The following is a 16323-nucleotide window of genomic DNA, read 5'->3' as shown; positions in this document are numbered from 1 at the left end:
CCCCAATAATTCGGGGCTTATATTTTTTATAAAGTAGCTATTGCTTTCTGTAATCGTTTAATAGTTTCTTCCTTACCAATCAATTCTACAATATCAAAAAGATGCGGACCTTTGAGCGCTCCAACCAAACTCAAACGGAAAGGCTGCATCACTTTTCCCATACCAATTTCATTTTGAGTCATCCAATCTTTGACATCTGTTTCAATGGTAGCAGAGGTAAAATCACTTATATTTTCTAATACTGAAATCAATTCTTGCATCGTTCTTGGCGTGTCTTCTTTCCAGTTTTTAGCCGCTTTTTCATCATAAGAAGTGGGCGCTTCAAAAAAGAAATTACTCATTTCCCAAAACTCGGAAACGAAATTAGCACGCTCTTTTATCAAGGAAACAATTTTTACTAATGTAGTATAATCGGCATCAATTCCTTTTTCATATAAAATAGGAGCAAAGCTTTTGGCCAAACTTTCATCCTCTTGTTTTTGCAAATATTGATGGTTGAACCATTTGTTTTTCTCTGGATCAAATTTAGCTCCAGCTTTGTGAACTCTGTTTAAGTCAAATTTTTCAACCAATTCATCTAATGAAAATAATTCTTGGTCTGTTCCATCATTCCATCCCAATAAAGCTAAAAAGTTAATCACCGCTTCTGGGAAAAATCCATTTTCTCTATAGCCAGATGAAACGCCTTCTTCACTTTTCCATTCCAATGGGAATACTGGAAATCCTAATTTATCTCCATCACGTTTCGATAATTTTCCATTACCGATTGGTTTTAATATTAATGGTAAATGGGCAAATTCTGGAGCTTCCCAACCAAAGGCTTTATATAATAAACTATGCAATGGCATTGATGGCAACCATTCTTCACCACGAATTACATGTGAGGTTTCCATTAAATGGTCATCAACAATATTGGCTAAATGATACGTTGGCATCCCATCACTTTTAAACAAAACTTTATCGTCTAAAAGATTCGTTTCAAAATGAATGTCACCGCGAATAATGTCATGCAAATGCAAAGTCTCGTTCACGGGAGTTTTAAAACGAACGACATAAGCTTCACCTGCTGCAATTCTTTTCTCAGTTTCTTCTTTGGAAATTACTAATGAAGTATCTAGTTTTTCACGATTGTGCCAGTTGTATATAAAAGTTTTTCCTTGCTCCTCATGTTGTTTTCTATGTAAATCCAAAGCTTCAGCAGTATCAAAAGCATAATAAGCCCAACCCGAATCAATCAACTGATCCGCATATTGTTTGTACAATTCTTTTCTTTCGGATTGACGATAGGGTCCAAATTTTTCATTCTTTCCTATTGTTTCGCTAGGTGCAATGCCTAACCATTCTAAAGCCTCAAAAATGTAGGCTTCCGCTCCAGGCACGAAACGGTTTTGGTCAGTATCTTCTATTCTCAAATAGAAAACACCGTTATGTTTTTTAGCAAATAAATAATTAAATAAGGCAGTACGAACACCACCAATGTGTAACGGTCCAGTCGGACTGGGAGCAAAACGAACTCTAACGGGTCTTGACATTGTTTTAAAATTTGGTGCAAAGATAATCAGAAGTTCTAAGTCAGAAGTCAGAAGCGATAAGTTTTTAGGGCTTCATATCTAATGGAATTCTTTTATTCATTAAAGCAAACCAAAGCGGAGGAACCAATGATAATAACATTGACATGGGATATCCATAAGGCAATTGTGGACTTACTTGATGGTATTCTAAAATTTGATATTTCTTTTGTGATTTAAAGTGATGATCGCTATGACGGGTTAATTCATAAAGCATGATTCGACCCAAAACATGATTGGAATTCCAGGAATGCTTTTCACTAACTCGCTCATACCTTCCTGAAGGCAAGAGGTTTCTTTTCAAACCATAATGCTCAATATAATTGATTGTTTCCAATAACAAAAAGCCAACGATGCCTGCAAGTAAAGCAATAACCAGCCCTATAATACCAAAGAATACATAAATCAAAATCAGATAAACAACTTGAATAATCGTAAACCAAAACATATCATTTTTTATAGAAATAAAACTTCTATTTTCTTGTTGATTCAATCGAAGTTGAATTTGCCACGCTTTTCTATAGGTTCCCAAAACAGTTTGAATCCAAAAGCGATATAAGGATTGATTGTATTTTGCTGTCGAAGGATCTTCAGGAGTGGATACATGCAAATGATGACCATGATTGTGTTCAATAAAAAAATGAGTGTAATGAGATGGAATTAATAGCAGTTTACCTAATATCCTTTCGTACAACTTTTCTCTGTGACCCAATTCGTGAGCCACATTAATTCCATTGGAACCTAAAATTACGCCTAGACTGAGAATAACTCCAATGGTTTCTAATTTCGTAAAACCAGATTGTGTGGCAAAAATCAATACAAAAAATAAACTTCCATAAACAATCAAAACATTTATATACAATAGAAAATCAAAAAGATGATTTTTTAATCTACTTTCTTTTTCAATATCAGTATAATTTTCCTCATCGATAGGCAACAATAGCTCCAAAATAGGAAGTAAAACAAAAGCAAATAGTATTCCTGAATAAGTCCAAATCCCTCCAAAATGAATTCCAATTAAAGCTACTAAAGGAATACAATACGCTAATAAATATTTCATAATCAGTTTATTTTGAATTTAAAAATACTCAAGTTTTCTTCAATCTACAAGCATTTTCCATTGGCAAATTTTTAACGCTTGGGTATTCAGTAAAAATTGTACATTTATCGGTTATAAAAAAGAATTGCAAAAATTGGAGAATTCAAATGTCATTTACGATAAGTTAGAAAGCTTTATCAAGAAGTTTTATACCAATGAATTACTACGTGGAACAATTTTCTTCGTCGGAATTGGGTTATTGTATTTTATCTTCACCTTGTTTGTTGAGTATTTCCTTTGGCTTAAACCAAATGCTAGAACCATATTGTTTTACACTTTTGTTCTTGTAGAGTTGTTCCTCTTATTCCGATTCATCTGCTTTCCATTATTCAAATTATTTAAGCTTCAAAAAGGAATTGATTATAATGAGGCATCAAAAATCATCGGGAATCATTTCAGCGAAGTAGGAGATAAGCTTACGAACTTTCTACAACTATCTCAGGACAAAAACAAATCAGAGTTGTTATTGGCTTCGATTGACCAAAAAGCGAACACGCTTCAACCAATTCCTTTTGGAAACGCGATAAACCTTGGAAACAATAAGAAATACTTGCCTTTGGCGATAATTCCCATTTTGTTTTTTGCCTTCTTTTACCTTTCGGGAAACAGTAATTTGATTTCACAAAGTTTAAATAGGGTCGTGAATTTTAAACAGCAGTTTTTACCACCAGCACCCTTTGAATTTCAGGTTTTGAATGCCAATTTGCAGACCGAACAAAATAAAGATTTCTTGCTTAAAGTTAAAACAGTGGGTAAAGTAGTTCCACAGGATGCAACAATTTTTATTGGTAATGAAAGCTACTTTATGGAGAGTAACAAAGCTGGTGAATTTGAATTCGTCATTCCAAAACCCTCAGAAGAAGTTGAATTTCATATTGAAGCTAATGATGTTTCCTCACACGATTATGAATTAAAAGTAGTCACAGTTCCCTCCATAGCCAATTTCGAAATGGTATTGAATTTTCCAAGCTATCTAAATAAAAAAGCAGAAGTAATTAAGGGTACAGGAAACGCCATTATCCCAGAAGGGACTAAAGTCACCTGGAGAATGAATACCCTAGCCACTCAAAAGGTGGATTGGGTAAACGAAAATGCTCATTATGCTTTCACTAAAGAAGATAATATGTTTTTATTATCAAAAAGCATTCTTCAAAATGTGGATTATCAAATTCTAACCTCTAACGCAAAGGTTCAAAATTACGAGAAACTGAATTATCAGATTTCAGTAATCAAAGATCAATTCCCAACCATATCTGTAAATAATGCTCCAGATAGTTTAAAGGTTAATAAGAACTATGTGTTAGGACAAGTTTCCGACGATTACGGACTATCAAAATTACAAATAGTCTACTATCCAAAAGACACGCCAAAAGAGGTTAAAAAGGCCGTTATTTCAGTTAAGCACGATGTTTATGATCAGTTTGTGTTTTCATTCCCTAATAATCTTCCAGTAATGGAAGGAGTCTCCTACGAATATTATTTTGAGATTTTCGATAACGATGCCATTCACAATTTCAAAAGCACTAAATCATCAGTTTTCAGCAACCGTATCGCTACGGAAACAGAGAAGCAAGATGAAATGTTACAACAGCAAAACGAGAATATTAATTCGATGTCAAAATCGCTAAAAGCCCAAGACAAGCAACTTTCAGAAATGGATAAATTGCAAAAGATGGGCAAAGAAAAAGATAATCTAGAATACAAAGACCAGCAAAAAGTTAACGATTTCATCCAACGTCAAAAACAACAAGACGAAATGATGAAAGAGTTCTCGGAGAAGATGAAGGATAATCTGGATAAGTTCAAGACCGAAAAGAAGGATGAAAAGAAAGATTTGCTTCAAGACAGATTAGAGAAAACGAAAGAAGAACTCGAAAAAAATAAAAAGCTTTTAGACGAACTTCAAAAACTGAATGATAAAATCAGCAAAGAAGAGTTGTTTGAAAAGATGGAGAAATTCCAACAAACGAGCAAGAACCAAACCAAAAGTTTGGAGCAATTAGTGGAATTAACCAAGAAGTATTATGTTGAGAAAAAAGCTCAACAAATTGCTGACAAATTAGACAAACTTGCCGAAAAGCAAGACAAGCTTGCCGACAAGACCGAGGAGAACAATGCTGAAAAGCAAGATGAAATTAATAAGGAATTTGATAAACTTCAACAAGAACTAAAAGAGTTAGACAAGGACAACAAGGAATTAAAATCTCCTGTTAGTTTGCCCAAGACAGAAGAGAAAGAGAAAAGTATTGATGAAGATTTGAAGAATGCTAAAGACCAATTACAAAAGCAACAAAAAGAGAAAGCCAAATCAAAACAAAAAAGTGCTTCCAAGAAAATGAAGCAAATGAGCCAGCAAATGGCAGAACAAATGGAAGCCGGAGACAAGGAGCAAATGGATGAAGATGTGGCCATGCTAAGACAAATTTTAGACAATCTCCTTGCCTATTCTTTTTCTCAAGAAGATGTCATGAAGCAGTTCAAAAACTTGAAACGAGGAGCACCATCCTTCAATAAAAACCTTAAAATCCAACAGGACTTAAAACAACAATTCAAACATGTCGATGATAGTTTGTTTGCAATGTCATTAAGAAACCCAAAAATAGCTGAAGACATCACTAAGGAAATTGGAAATGTGCAATATAACGTGGATAAAGCTATTGAGAATTTGGCCGAAGCCAATGTTCCAAAAGGGAATTCTCATCAGCAATATGCGGTATCATCATCGAATAAATTAGCGGACATGCTAAGCGATATTTTAAATAGTATGCAAATGGAAATGTCTGGAGCTGGACAAGGAAAGCCAAAACCAGGTCAAGGACAGGGACAAGGTATGCAATTGCCAGATATCATAAAAAAACAAGAAGGCTTAGGGGAGAAGATGAAGAAAGGAATGAAAAAAGGAGAAAAAGAAGGAGAAGGACAAGAAGGCAATAAAGGAGAAAAGGAAGGTCAAGGCAAGGAAGGACAAAAAGGGAACAATGGTCAAAAGGGAGATAAAGGAAAAGGACAAGGAAACCAAAATGGGGGAGAAGAAGGACAAGACGGAGAAGGCGACGCCAAGAATGTAATGGAAATTTATAAAGAACAACAACAGCTTAGAGAAGCTTTAGAAAAGGAATTGAGAAAGCAAGGAGTTGGAGGAAATGGTCAAAATGTTTTAGACCAAATGAAGCAAATAGAAAAACAATTACTCAATAAAGGGTTCAATAATGAAACGCTTCAAAAGATTTTAAATGTTAAATATGAGTTGTTAAAATTAGAGAAAGCTGTTCAACAACAAGGGGAAGATAAGAAGCGTCAATCGGAAACCAACAAGAAAGAGTTTAACAATCAAGCACCTGCTTTGCCTACCAAACTGCAAGAATATTTAAACAGCATTGAAATTTTAAATAGACAAAGCTTACCTTTGCGCTCCAATTTTAACCAAAAGGTTCAAGAATATTTCAAAACCAATGATTAGTTTTAATTACGAGACAGAATTTATACTGGATAATGAAACGGCTTTTGCTAACTGGCTCTCCAAAGTCATTAGCTCCGAAATGAAGAACGAAGGGGAGATTAATTATATCTTCTGTGACGATAATTATTTGTTGGAAATAAACCAACAATATTTGAACCATGACACGTTAACAGACATTATCAGCTTTGATTATTCTATAGGAAACGAACTACAAGGCGATATTTTCATCTCTGTTCAAAGGGTTCGTGAGAATGCTGATGATTTCAATGTTGCGTTTGACGAAGAATTAAAAAGAGTTATGGCACACGGAGTTTTACATTACTGCGGTTATAAAGACAAATCCGAAAAGGATGAAAAGATAATGCGTGAAAAGGAAGAAGAGAAAATGAAAATGTTCCACGTGAAACAAAATTAAAATGTTTTTAGAAAAATACGATACAATTGTAGTGGGAGCAGGACATGCAGGTTGCGAAGCAGCAGCGGCATCAGCTAATTTAGGTTGTAGCACTTTGTTGGTCACAATGAGCCTACAGAACATTGCGCAAATGTCATGCAATCCTGCTATGGGGGGAATTGCGAAAGGACAAATTGTTCGTGAAATAGACGCACTTGGAGGGTATTCAGGAATTATTTCAGATATTACCGCTGTTCAATTCAAAATGCTTAACAAATCTAAAGGACCTGCTATGTGGTCTCCCAGAGTGCAATCAGACCGAATGCGATTTGCAGAAGAATGGAGATTGCGTTTAGAACAAACACCTAATCTCGATTTCTATCAAGAAATGGTAAAAGGACTTCTAATTAAAAATCAAAAGATTGAAGGAATTGTTACTTCACTCGGAATTGAAATCAAAGCCAAAACAGTAGTACTTACTAATGGCACTTTTCTTAACGGATTAATCCATATCGGTGACAAGCAATTTGGAGGAGGTAGAGCAGGAGAAAGTGCGGCATACGGAATAACAGAGGATTTAATTAATGCTGGTTTTGAATCTGGCAGAATGAAAACAGGAACACCACCTCGAGTAGATGGTCGTTCATTAGATTATTCTAAAATGCGCGAAGAACCAGGGGATTTAGTTCCAGATAAGTTCTCCTATTCAGATGAAACCAAACCATTGGTTCATCAGAAACTTTGTCACATGACATACACTTCAAACGAAGTGCACAATATTCTTCGAGAAGGTTTTGATCGCTCCCCAATGTTTAATGGACGCATTAAAAGTATCGGCCCAAGATATTGCCCATCTATTGAAGACAAAATTAACCGTTTTGCTGACAAGGAGAGACATCAATTATTTGTAGAACCAGAAGGATGGAATACTGTGGAAGTATATGTAAACGGGTTTTCAACTTCCTTACCTGAAGATATTCAATTCAAAGCTTTACGTTTAGTGGAAGGGTTTGAAAAAGTGAAATTCTTTAGACCTGGATACGCTATTGAATACGATTATTTTCCGCCAACACAATTAAAACATACTCTCGAAACGAAGTTAGTTGAAGGACTATATTTTGCTGGACAAATCAATGGGACAACTGGATATGAAGAAGCAGCATCTCAAGGAATGATGGCGGGTATCAATGCAGCACTAAAAGTAAAAGAACAAGAACCAATGATTCTGCGTCGTGATGAAGCTTATATAGGAGTATTAATAGACGATTTAATAACCAAAGGTACAGAAGAACCATATCGAATGTTTACCTCTCGTGCAGAATACAGAACGCTTTTAAGACAAGACAACGCCGACTTTAGATTAACAGCTAAATCCTATAAAATTGGATTAGCTTCTGAAAAACGTCTAAAAAGAATGGAATACAAATTTGAAGAAAGTGAAAAAATGGTCAATTTCTTCAAAGAAACGAGCGTTACTCAAGAGGAAGCCAACCCCATTTTAGTAGAAAAGGAAAGTGCACCAATGAGTCAATCCGATAAAATGTATAAAGTATTCTCTCGACCTCAAATCGAATTAGAGGATATTTTAAAATTTGAAAAAGTTCAAGAATATATCCAAGCAAACGATTTAGATAAAGAAATAATCGAACAAGCCGAAATCCAAGTCAAATATTCTGGGTATATCGAAAAGGAAAGAAACAATGCGGAAAAGTTGGTTCGATTAGAAGATATTAAAATCCCTGAGAATTTTGATTACAACAAAATCAAATCGATGTCAATAGAAGCCAAACAAAAGTTGTCTAAAATTCGTCCAGTAACCATTTCACAAGCATCAAGAATTAGCGGAGTATCTCCATCAGACATATCCGTGTTATTAATTTATATGGGGAGATAGTTTTACGTTCCACGTGAAACGAATTGTGTCAAGCCTTATCAATACAGTCTTTATATGAGTTTTCAAAATAATATTTTTTTCCAAAAAGTAAAAGATTATTCGGTTTCAAAAGAAATATTCGAATTGCATCACAATCCGGAATATGATTTATTGATCACTTTTCCAAAGCCGTCACTAGAGAAATTGCCAAGCTATTACGAAAGCGACGACTATATTTCACATACCGATGGCAAACGTTCTCTATTTGAAAGAGCATACCACATAATAAAAAATGTGGCACTAAAAAACAAAGTAAAATTAATCAACGCACAATCTCAAAAAGGAAAACTTCTAGACATTGGAGCAGGAACAGGAGATTTTTTGGTAGTGGCTAAAAAAGACGGTTGGCAAACTACTGGAATCGAACCAAGCAATAAAGCAAAAGCTATAGCTATCAATAAAGGGGTTTCATTTGCAGATAACCTAGCGAATCTTGAAAGCCATTCTTTCGATATCATCACCATGTGGCACGTGTTAGAACATGTTCCTAATCTGGATGAATATATTTCTGAATTAAAAAGATTGATTAAACCAACCGGAACTATAATTATTGCTGTTCCCAATTTCAAATCATTCGACGCCAATTTCTACGGAAGACATTGGGCTGCTTATGACGTACCAAGACACATTTGGCATTTTTCAAAAATAACTATCGAAAAATTATTCGCAGAAAAAGAAATGAAATTGGTCGAAGTCCTACCCATGAAATTTGATAGTTTTTATGTAAGCTTACTTTCAGAAAAATATAAAACAGGGAGAATGAATTTCATTCGAGCATTTTTTGTCGGACTAAAATCAAATCTGTCAGGAAAGAAAACAAAAGAGTATTCCTCCCATATATATGTCCTTAAAAACAAGTAAAACGCAATTAAATAAGCGTGATTTATCTAAAACGAGGTTAAACATCACTTAACCTAACAAAAAACGAAACGCGGCTTAAAAGCGTTTATTTAAAGCCAAAATCAATAATCAAATCTTATAGGTTTAAAGCAACCAATAACGAACACTTATACTAACAAATCGGCCATTTTTTAGACATTTTAGGGTCATTAGATTATTGCCGTTTATTTTTATACTTTTGAAATCGAAAATTAATTTTTATACTATTCTAATGAAGAAAACAATTATCCTAGTTGCATTGGCCATCTCCATAATTTCATGCAATAAAACAACAACAACCACAAAAGAATTTAAAACAGCCTATATTGATACTTCTAAATTAATGGAAGAATCAACGGAAGCTAAAGATATCGAGGCGAAATATAAAGATAAAGCCAAAGTAATGGGCAACCAGTTAGAAGCAGAAGTAGCTCGTTTCAAATCGGAAGCTGCAAGCTTCAAACAAAATGCACAAACCAAAGGAGAAGCTTGGGCCCAACAAAAAGGATCTGAATTACAACAAAGAGAACAACAATTAAACTACGCTCAACAAGCCATGCTACAACAATTGCAACAAGAAAGTGGTGTAGAAATGGACTCTTTAGTAAAAAGTTATAGAAAAGTAATTAAAGAATACGGAAAAGAAAAAGGATACGATTATGTATATGGTTCAGGTGACTCTTCTCCTTCCATTTTGTATGCGAAAGACGGTTATGATATTACCAATGATATGATTAAAAAAGTCAACGATTTATACAAATCAGTGGGTAAAAAAGAAGAAAAAACTGAAACTAAAAAGGAAGAGAAGAAATAACATATTTGCTTTTAAATGATACAAAACGCCTTAATTACAAGGCGTTTTTTTGTTTGTTTGTTGAAAAACAATGCTTTATATTTGCTTTTCTAAAGTATACGCCATGAAATCAATATCAGCCGAAGCAAACTATGTTTTGCAATTTATCAATCAAACCAATCGGTCTATCTTTCTCACTGGAAAAGCAGGAACAGGAAAAACCACGCTTCTCAAAGAGATAATTAAATCCACACACAAAAATTGTGTGGTCGTCGCACCCACAGGAATCGCAGCTTTAAATGCTGGAGGCGTTACTATTCATTCCCTATTTCAGTTGCCTTTTGGAGGATTCATCCCCGATAATTCATCCCCTCAGTTTTCAGATAATTCAAAATTTGAAACTAAAGCTACGTTACGTAGACATTTCAAAATGAGCACTCTGAAGAAAGCAGTCATTCAAAACATGGAATTGCTTATCATTGATGAAGTCAGTATGCTCCGTTCTGATTTGATGGATGCCATCGATTTTATGTTGCAATCCGTTCGAAAAGGAAACCAAGCTTTTGGCGGAGTTCAGGTGCTCTTTATTGGCGATTTATTACAACTGCCACCCATAATTAGAGAGGAAGAATGGAGAACATTGCGAAAGTATTACAAAGGGAAATTCTTCTTTCACTCTCATGTGATTCAACAAAACCCACCATTGTATATCGAATTGTCTAAAATTTTTCGACAAACTGAGGAACAGTTTATATCGGTTTTGAATAACTTGAGAAACAATCAGATTTCAGCAAACGATATTAAAATCCTTAACCAATTTGTTCAACCTAACTTTGATCTAAAAGCCAATAAAGGCTATATCACTTTAACGACACATAACATCAAAGCTGATGCTATAAACTCGCAATCATTAATTGATTTAAAAGGAAAAGCTAATGTCTACAAAGCATTAATTGTTGATGATTTCCCAGAAAAAATTTATCCGTTAGAAGAACAATTAGAACTAAAAATAGGAGCTCAAGTCATGTTTATTAAAAATGATTTGTCATTCGATAAAAATTATTTCAATGGTAAAATGGGCGTTATCCAATCGCTTTCAGAGGAAGAAATCTGGGTTCACTTTCCCGAAGAAAATAAAACTATAGAAGTCGAGCGATACGAATGGCAAAACATCCGCTATTATGTAGATGAAAACACCAAAGAAATCAACGAGGAAATACTCGGAACCTTTACTCATTATCCAATAAAATTAGCTTGGGCAATCACCGTTCACAAAAGCCAAGGATTAACTTTTGACAAAGCCGCACTCGATGTATCACAGGTTTTCCTACCCGGACAAGCTTATGTAGCTCTTTCCCGTTTACGGTCTTTAAAAGGCTTGGTTTTACTGTCTCCGTTACAAATGAACGGCATTTCTAGTGATCAAGATGTATTGGAATATGCCGAAAATAAAGCCACTACAACACTACTCGAAAACGCACTGAAACAAGACACTAAAAGTTTTATTCATAACTATTTGATTGCCAGTTTTGATTGGACTGATTTGGCACAGGAATGGCGAAATCACCAGTTCAGTTATAACGAAAATTCAGAACTATCGGCGAAATCAAAATACGCCACTTGGGCAAAAAAACAAACCGAAGCCATTGAAAATCTTTTAGATGCTTCTCGCAAATTCGCTGCGCAACTAAACTCGCTTTTTAAAGAGGAAGAAGTCGATTTAAAGTTTGTTTTCGAAAGGGTTCAAGCGGCCTATACTTATTTCTTCGAACCTTTGGATGCCTTGGTTTATGAAATCCTTTGGAAATTAGAGGAAGTAATTCGAATTAAAAAAGTAAAAGCGTTTTACGATGAATTAGTGATTTTGGAAACACTGCAAGTCAAAGCCGTTTTACAATTGATGAAAGCCAAACTGCTCATAGAAACTGTAGCAAAAGGCGAAACCATTTCAAAAGAAAAAGTCACTTCGGAGGAAATTAAATATTATAAAATCAGAAAACTAGAAACGATTCGAGAAGACTTTAAAAAGCTAAATATAACATTAATTGAGGACGAAGTTGATTTAGAACGCTACACCAAAAAGAAAAAAGCGACAAAAGAACCCAAAAAATCAACGGTGCAAGAAACCTATGAACTATGGCTAGATAAGAATTCTATCAAAGAAATTGCAGCCATTCGTAAGCTTACTCCTCAAACAGTAGGTGGACACATGGCCAAACTCATAGAATCAGAAACGATTTCAATTAATGATGTTTTACCTGAAGAAAAAATCCTCGAATTAGCTAAAGCTTTTAAAGGATATAAAGAAGAAACCCTCAACGGTTTGAAAGAACAATACGGAGATAAATTTACCTGGGATGAATTGAAAATGTTTAAGGCAAGCTTGTAAATATCCCGTTAGGGATAAAATTTGGGTAGCCCAACAAAGCAACCAATGTTAAAAATCCCGTTAGGGATGACATATAGGCATCTAACTCAACCAAAAAACAGCTAAAACAGCCGGAACAAAATAAATAGCAATGGTCCTAGCACCATCATAATCTTTAGCTAAACGTTGTCCTAAAAGCAATAAAATCAAGGTAATACAAGAAAAAACAGCCCCATAAAAACCAAAGGTTCGTTCTCCATTAATCAACAATTGAACACAACCTACCAAAGTTAAAACACCAGTAATCAATTCCAAAAGCAAAATAATCCCTAATGCTAAAGGAACATTGTTTTTAAGTAATGTGGTATTCGCAAAATGACCCTTAAGCCACTTAACATTGCCTTGCCAACCAAAAACTTTATCATAAGCAGATTGGATAAAAGTTACGGCAAGAAATAACAGTACTAAAATAGAGGCTGTATTATTCATATCTATTCATTTTTATGGATTAAACGTGTAAGTTTTATTGATAAATCAGTTAAAATTATTTTGGCATTGCCATTCCTTTCAATATGATAAATCGCATCGGAAAGCTCATTAAAAATAGCATTTATATTACCGCCACTAACAAAAGGAGCAAATTTTTCTAAAGTAAATTTCTCCACAGTAGGCTCAAAATAAACCAATTTTTCAGTTTGATAATTAAGCAGTAAAGCCTGGCGAAAGAAATCAATGCAATAATTCAAAAACTGCTTTTGTCCTTCGCGACCTATACTAGCAATTTCCTCACTCCACAAAATCAAATCCTGAATGGCAGCAGCATTTCCCTTAGCTCTAAAAGCAGCTCTTACCCAATCCACAAACCATTTCTCAAAAGGATAATCTACCGTATCATTCTTAACAATATGAAGCGCTTTATTATAATTTCCCTGCGCCTGATGTGCTACTTTAAAAGCAGAAGGTTCATCTAAAAAATAAAATTGCTGCATCGCTTTTGCAATCACAGCTTCTGGCAAAGCACCAAAATGCAATACTTGACAACGGGAACGAATGGTTTGAATGATGTCTTCTTCATTCTCAGAAATCAAAAGAAACAAAGTTTTCTCTGGCGGTTCTTCAAGCAACTTCAATAACTTATTGGAAGCGGCAATATTCATCTTGTCAGCCATCCAAACTATCATCACTTTATAACCACCTTCATACGATTTCAAAGCCAATGATTTCAAAATATCCTGAGCATCATCCACCCGAATTTCTCCTTGCTTGTTCTGAACACCCAAATGCTTATACCAGTCAAACAAACTCCCATAAGGATTCGCCAAAACAAATTCACGCCAATCCATAATAAAATCAGCACTCTTAGGCTTCGATTTTACCTCGTCATTAGTCACATTCGGATAAACAAAATGCAAATCAGGATGCGATAAAGATTGAAATTTCAAATTACAACTGGCATTCCCACCGTTATTTTCTGTTCCAATATTATTACACAAAACAAACTGCGCATAAGCAATAGCCATTGCCAAAGTCCCCGAACCTTCAGGCCCAACAAACAATTGCGCATGTGGAATTCGCCCCGATAAAGCACTCTTAACAAGGTGATTTTTGATGTAATCCTGACCAAGAATTTCTGAAAACTGCATAAAGCAAATATAGAAGAAATATTTGGCTATTAAAACAGGCTAGTGGTGAACCAAAATCAAAACCATATAAGCCCAAAACGAAACAGTCTAAACCCGAAATAAAATAACTTAAGCCCGAAAAGAAACCTGCAGAGCCCTAAACGAAAACACCTAAGCCCGAAAAGCAATAACCTAAGCCCAAAAAGAAAACTGCTAAGCCCTATAACAAATAACCTGAGCCCAAAAACAAATAACCTAAACGCTAAAAGCAACAACCTAAACATAAAACAATAAAGAAATAGCTTAAAAACTTATGAAATAAACACAAATTGAAAACAACATTTCGCAAAAGAAAAGTAAGTAAACTCAAAGTAAAATCAGCTAAACAAAAAATGGAATGGTTTTTGTAAAAAACATATCAAACAGAGTTAAAAACAAAAGAGTACTAACACTAAATGTAATACTAAAATGATAAAGCTCAATATAAGACAAGCGCTTAAAAGCAAAGGCATTGAGAACACGCACCAATTTCTAATGAAATGCGATATTCCCTATCACACAGCAAGCCGACTACTAAATAACAATGTAGAAAGTATCAATTTTAAATACCTCGAAAAGATATGTTTACAACTCCATTGCACCACCGACGACCTTTTCGTTTGGATACCCGATAGCGATAACAAGCCATCAGCGAACCACCCCTTGCAAAAACTGGTGCAAAAAACAGCTAATGAAACCATTACACAAAAAATAAAACAACTCCCTTTTGATAAGATCCAACAGATAAACAACTACATCGACGAACTAAAGAATCAAAAACAATAAAGGATAAAAGCATAAGTTTAATTTTGTAACAAATTGAATATTAAAAAGATGAATCTTAAGATTTTCTTAAAAATCATCGATAAAAGCACAAAAAAGACCGATAAAATTAAATTTTACTATATTTGCAAGGATTCAAACCCTTTACATTACTAAATGAAAACGATTCAAGATTTTAATTTCCAAGCCAAAAAAGCCTTAATAAGAGTTGATTTCAACGTACCGTTAGACGAGAATTTTAACGTCACCGATGCCAATCGAATTGAAGCTGCAAAGCCTACCATAGATAAGATTCTTGCTGATGGAGGAAGTGTAATTTTGATGTCTCATTTAGGAAGACCAAAAGGAAAAGAAGATCAATATTCGCTACAACACATAGTAGCAAAATGTTCTGAAGTTTTAGGAGTAACCGTGCAATTCGCATCCGATTGTAGAGGAGAAATAGCGCAAAATGCAGCCAAAATTCTAAAACCAGGCGAGGTTTTATTGTTAGAAAACCTTCGTTTTTACCCTGAAGAAGAAGCGGGAGATGAAAATTTTGCTAAAGAATTAGCTTCTCTAGGTGATATTTATGTAAACGATGCGTTCGGAACGGCACACAGAGCCCACGCATCAACAACAATAATTGCTAAATTCTTTCCAAACCACAAATGTTTTGGATTGCTTTTAGCCAAAGAAATTGAAAGCTTAAACAGAGTATTAAATAACTCAGTGAAACCTGTAACTGCCGTATTAGGAGGGTCAAAAGTCTCTTCAAAAATAACAGTTATCGAAAATATTTTAGACAAAGTGGATCACATGATTATTGGTGGTGGAATGACATTCACTTTTGTAAAAGCGCTAGGTGGAAAAATTGGAGATTCCATCTGTGAGGATGATAAACAAGAATTGGCTTTAGAAATTTTACGCTTAGCCAAAGAGAAAAACGTTCAAATACATATTCCCGTTGATGTTGTTGCAGCAGATGCTTTTTCAAATGATGCCAATACAAAAATAGTGGATGTTCGTGAAATTCCGGATGGTTGGCAAGGTTTAGACGCTGGTCCTAAATCATTAGAAAATTTCAAAAAAGTAATTATGGAATCAAAAACCATACTTTGGAACGGACCACTAGGTGTTTTTGAAATGGAAAATTTCGCCAAAGGAACTATTGCCTTGGGGAACTTTATAGCTGAATCAACAGCAAATGGAGCTTTCTCTCTAGTAGGAGGCGGAGATTCTGTTGCAGCAGTAAAACAATTTGGGTTAGAAGATAAAATGAGTTACGTTTCAACGGGCGGTGGTGCCATGTTAGAAATGCTAGAAGGAAGAGTTTTACCAGGTATTGCAGCCATTTTGAATTAATAAAAAAAAGTAACACAATAAATTACAATTATTTACGTTGT

At 34.7% G+C, this 16323-nt stretch carries 12 protein-coding genes; 8 read left to right on the top strand and 4 right to left on the bottom strand.

The genetic code is table 11. From position 1 onward, the window contains the following. Nucleotides 1–26: 26 nt before the first annotated feature. Both gltX and OLM53_RS09560 read right to left on the bottom strand, forming a co-directional pair. Nucleotides 27–1532, bottom strand: coding sequence for a glutamate--tRNA ligase (gltX, locus tag OLM53_RS09565; protein WP_264520009.1), 1506 nt, complete (start codon nucleotides 1530–1532; stop codon nucleotides 27–29). 64 nt (nucleotides 1533–1596) lie between these two features. Next, a complete protein-coding gene (locus OLM53_RS09560; protein WP_264520008.1) occupies nucleotides 1597–2628 on the bottom strand; it encodes an alkane 1-monooxygenase in 1032 nt (343 codons plus the stop codon). A 133-nt stretch (nucleotides 2629–2761) separates the two neighbouring features. Here OLM53_RS09560 and OLM53_RS09555 point away from each other — a divergent pair, with 133 nt between their 5' ends. From OLM53_RS09555 to OLM53_RS09530, 6 genes are all read left to right on the top strand, one after another. Next, on the top strand, nucleotides 2762–6127 hold the full coding sequence (locus OLM53_RS09555) for a DUF4175 family protein (protein WP_264520007.1): 3366 nt from the start codon (nucleotides 2762–2764) through the stop codon (nucleotides 6125–6127). Next, on the top strand, nucleotides 6120–6542 hold the full coding sequence (ybeY, locus tag OLM53_RS09550; RefSeq protein WP_264520006.1) for an rRNA maturation RNase YbeY: 423 nt from the start codon (nucleotides 6120–6122) through the stop codon (nucleotides 6540–6542). Before OLM53_RS09555 ends, ybeY begins: the two co-directional genes overlap by 8 nt. A 1-nt stretch (nucleotide 6543) precedes the next feature. After that, nucleotides 6544–8415: a tRNA uridine-5-carboxymethylaminomethyl(34) synthesis enzyme MnmG gene (gene mnmG, locus OLM53_RS09545; protein ID WP_264520005.1), complete on the top strand. Its 1872-nt coding sequence runs from the start codon at nucleotides 6544–6546 to the stop codon at nucleotides 8413–8415. 54 nt (nucleotides 8416–8469) lie between these two features. Further along, a complete protein-coding gene (locus tag OLM53_RS09540; RefSeq protein ID WP_264520004.1) occupies nucleotides 8470–9315 on the top strand; it encodes a class I SAM-dependent methyltransferase in 846 nt (281 codons plus the stop codon). A 250-nt stretch (nucleotides 9316–9565) separates the two neighbouring features. Then, nucleotides 9566–10147: an OmpH family outer membrane protein gene (locus OLM53_RS09535; protein WP_264520003.1), complete on the top strand. Its 582-nt coding sequence runs from the start codon at nucleotides 9566–9568 to the stop codon at nucleotides 10145–10147. A 103-nt stretch (nucleotides 10148–10250) separates the two neighbouring features. Continuing rightward, nucleotides 10251–12515, top strand: a complete 2265-nt coding sequence (locus tag OLM53_RS09530; protein ID WP_264520002.1) for a helix-turn-helix domain-containing protein — start codon at nucleotides 10251–10253, stop codon at nucleotides 12513–12515. An 81-nt stretch (nucleotides 12516–12596) separates the two neighbouring features. On the opposite strand, the gene OLM53_RS09525 is transcribed toward OLM53_RS09530, so the two are convergent. Together OLM53_RS09525 and OLM53_RS09520 are read right to left on the bottom strand one after the other, a co-directional pair. After that, nucleotides 12597–12983 (bottom strand): DoxX family protein, encoded by a 387-nt coding sequence (locus tag OLM53_RS09525; RefSeq protein ID WP_264520001.1) that lies wholly within the window; start codon nucleotides 12981–12983, stop codon nucleotides 12597–12599. Between the two features lie 2 nt (nucleotides 12984–12985). Next, nucleotides 12986–14137: an ATP-binding protein gene (locus OLM53_RS09520; RefSeq protein WP_264520000.1), complete on the bottom strand. Its 1152-nt coding sequence runs from the start codon at nucleotides 14135–14137 to the stop codon at nucleotides 12986–12988. Nucleotides 14138–14584: 447 nt separating this feature from the next. On the opposite strand from OLM53_RS09520, the gene OLM53_RS09515 reads away from it, so the two are divergent. Together OLM53_RS09515 and OLM53_RS09510 are read left to right on the top strand one after the other, a co-directional pair. After that, the gene (locus tag OLM53_RS09515) at nucleotides 14585–14941 is read left to right on the top strand and encodes a helix-turn-helix domain-containing protein (RefSeq protein WP_264519999.1); all 357 of its coding nucleotides are present in this window, start codon (nucleotides 14585–14587) and stop codon (nucleotides 14939–14941) included. Between the two features lie 153 nt (nucleotides 14942–15094). Beyond that, the gene (locus tag OLM53_RS09510; protein WP_264519998.1) at nucleotides 15095–16282 is read left to right on the top strand and encodes a phosphoglycerate kinase; all 1188 of its coding nucleotides are present in this window, start codon (nucleotides 15095–15097) and stop codon (nucleotides 16280–16282) included. Nucleotides 16283–16323: the final 41 nt, after the last annotated feature.

This window comes from Flavobacterium sp. N1994 (genome assembly GCF_025947145.1).
Lineage (GTDB): Bacteria > Bacteroidota > Bacteroidia > Flavobacteriales > Flavobacteriaceae > Flavobacterium.
This window is presented reverse-complemented; position numbering and strand designations above follow the sequence as displayed.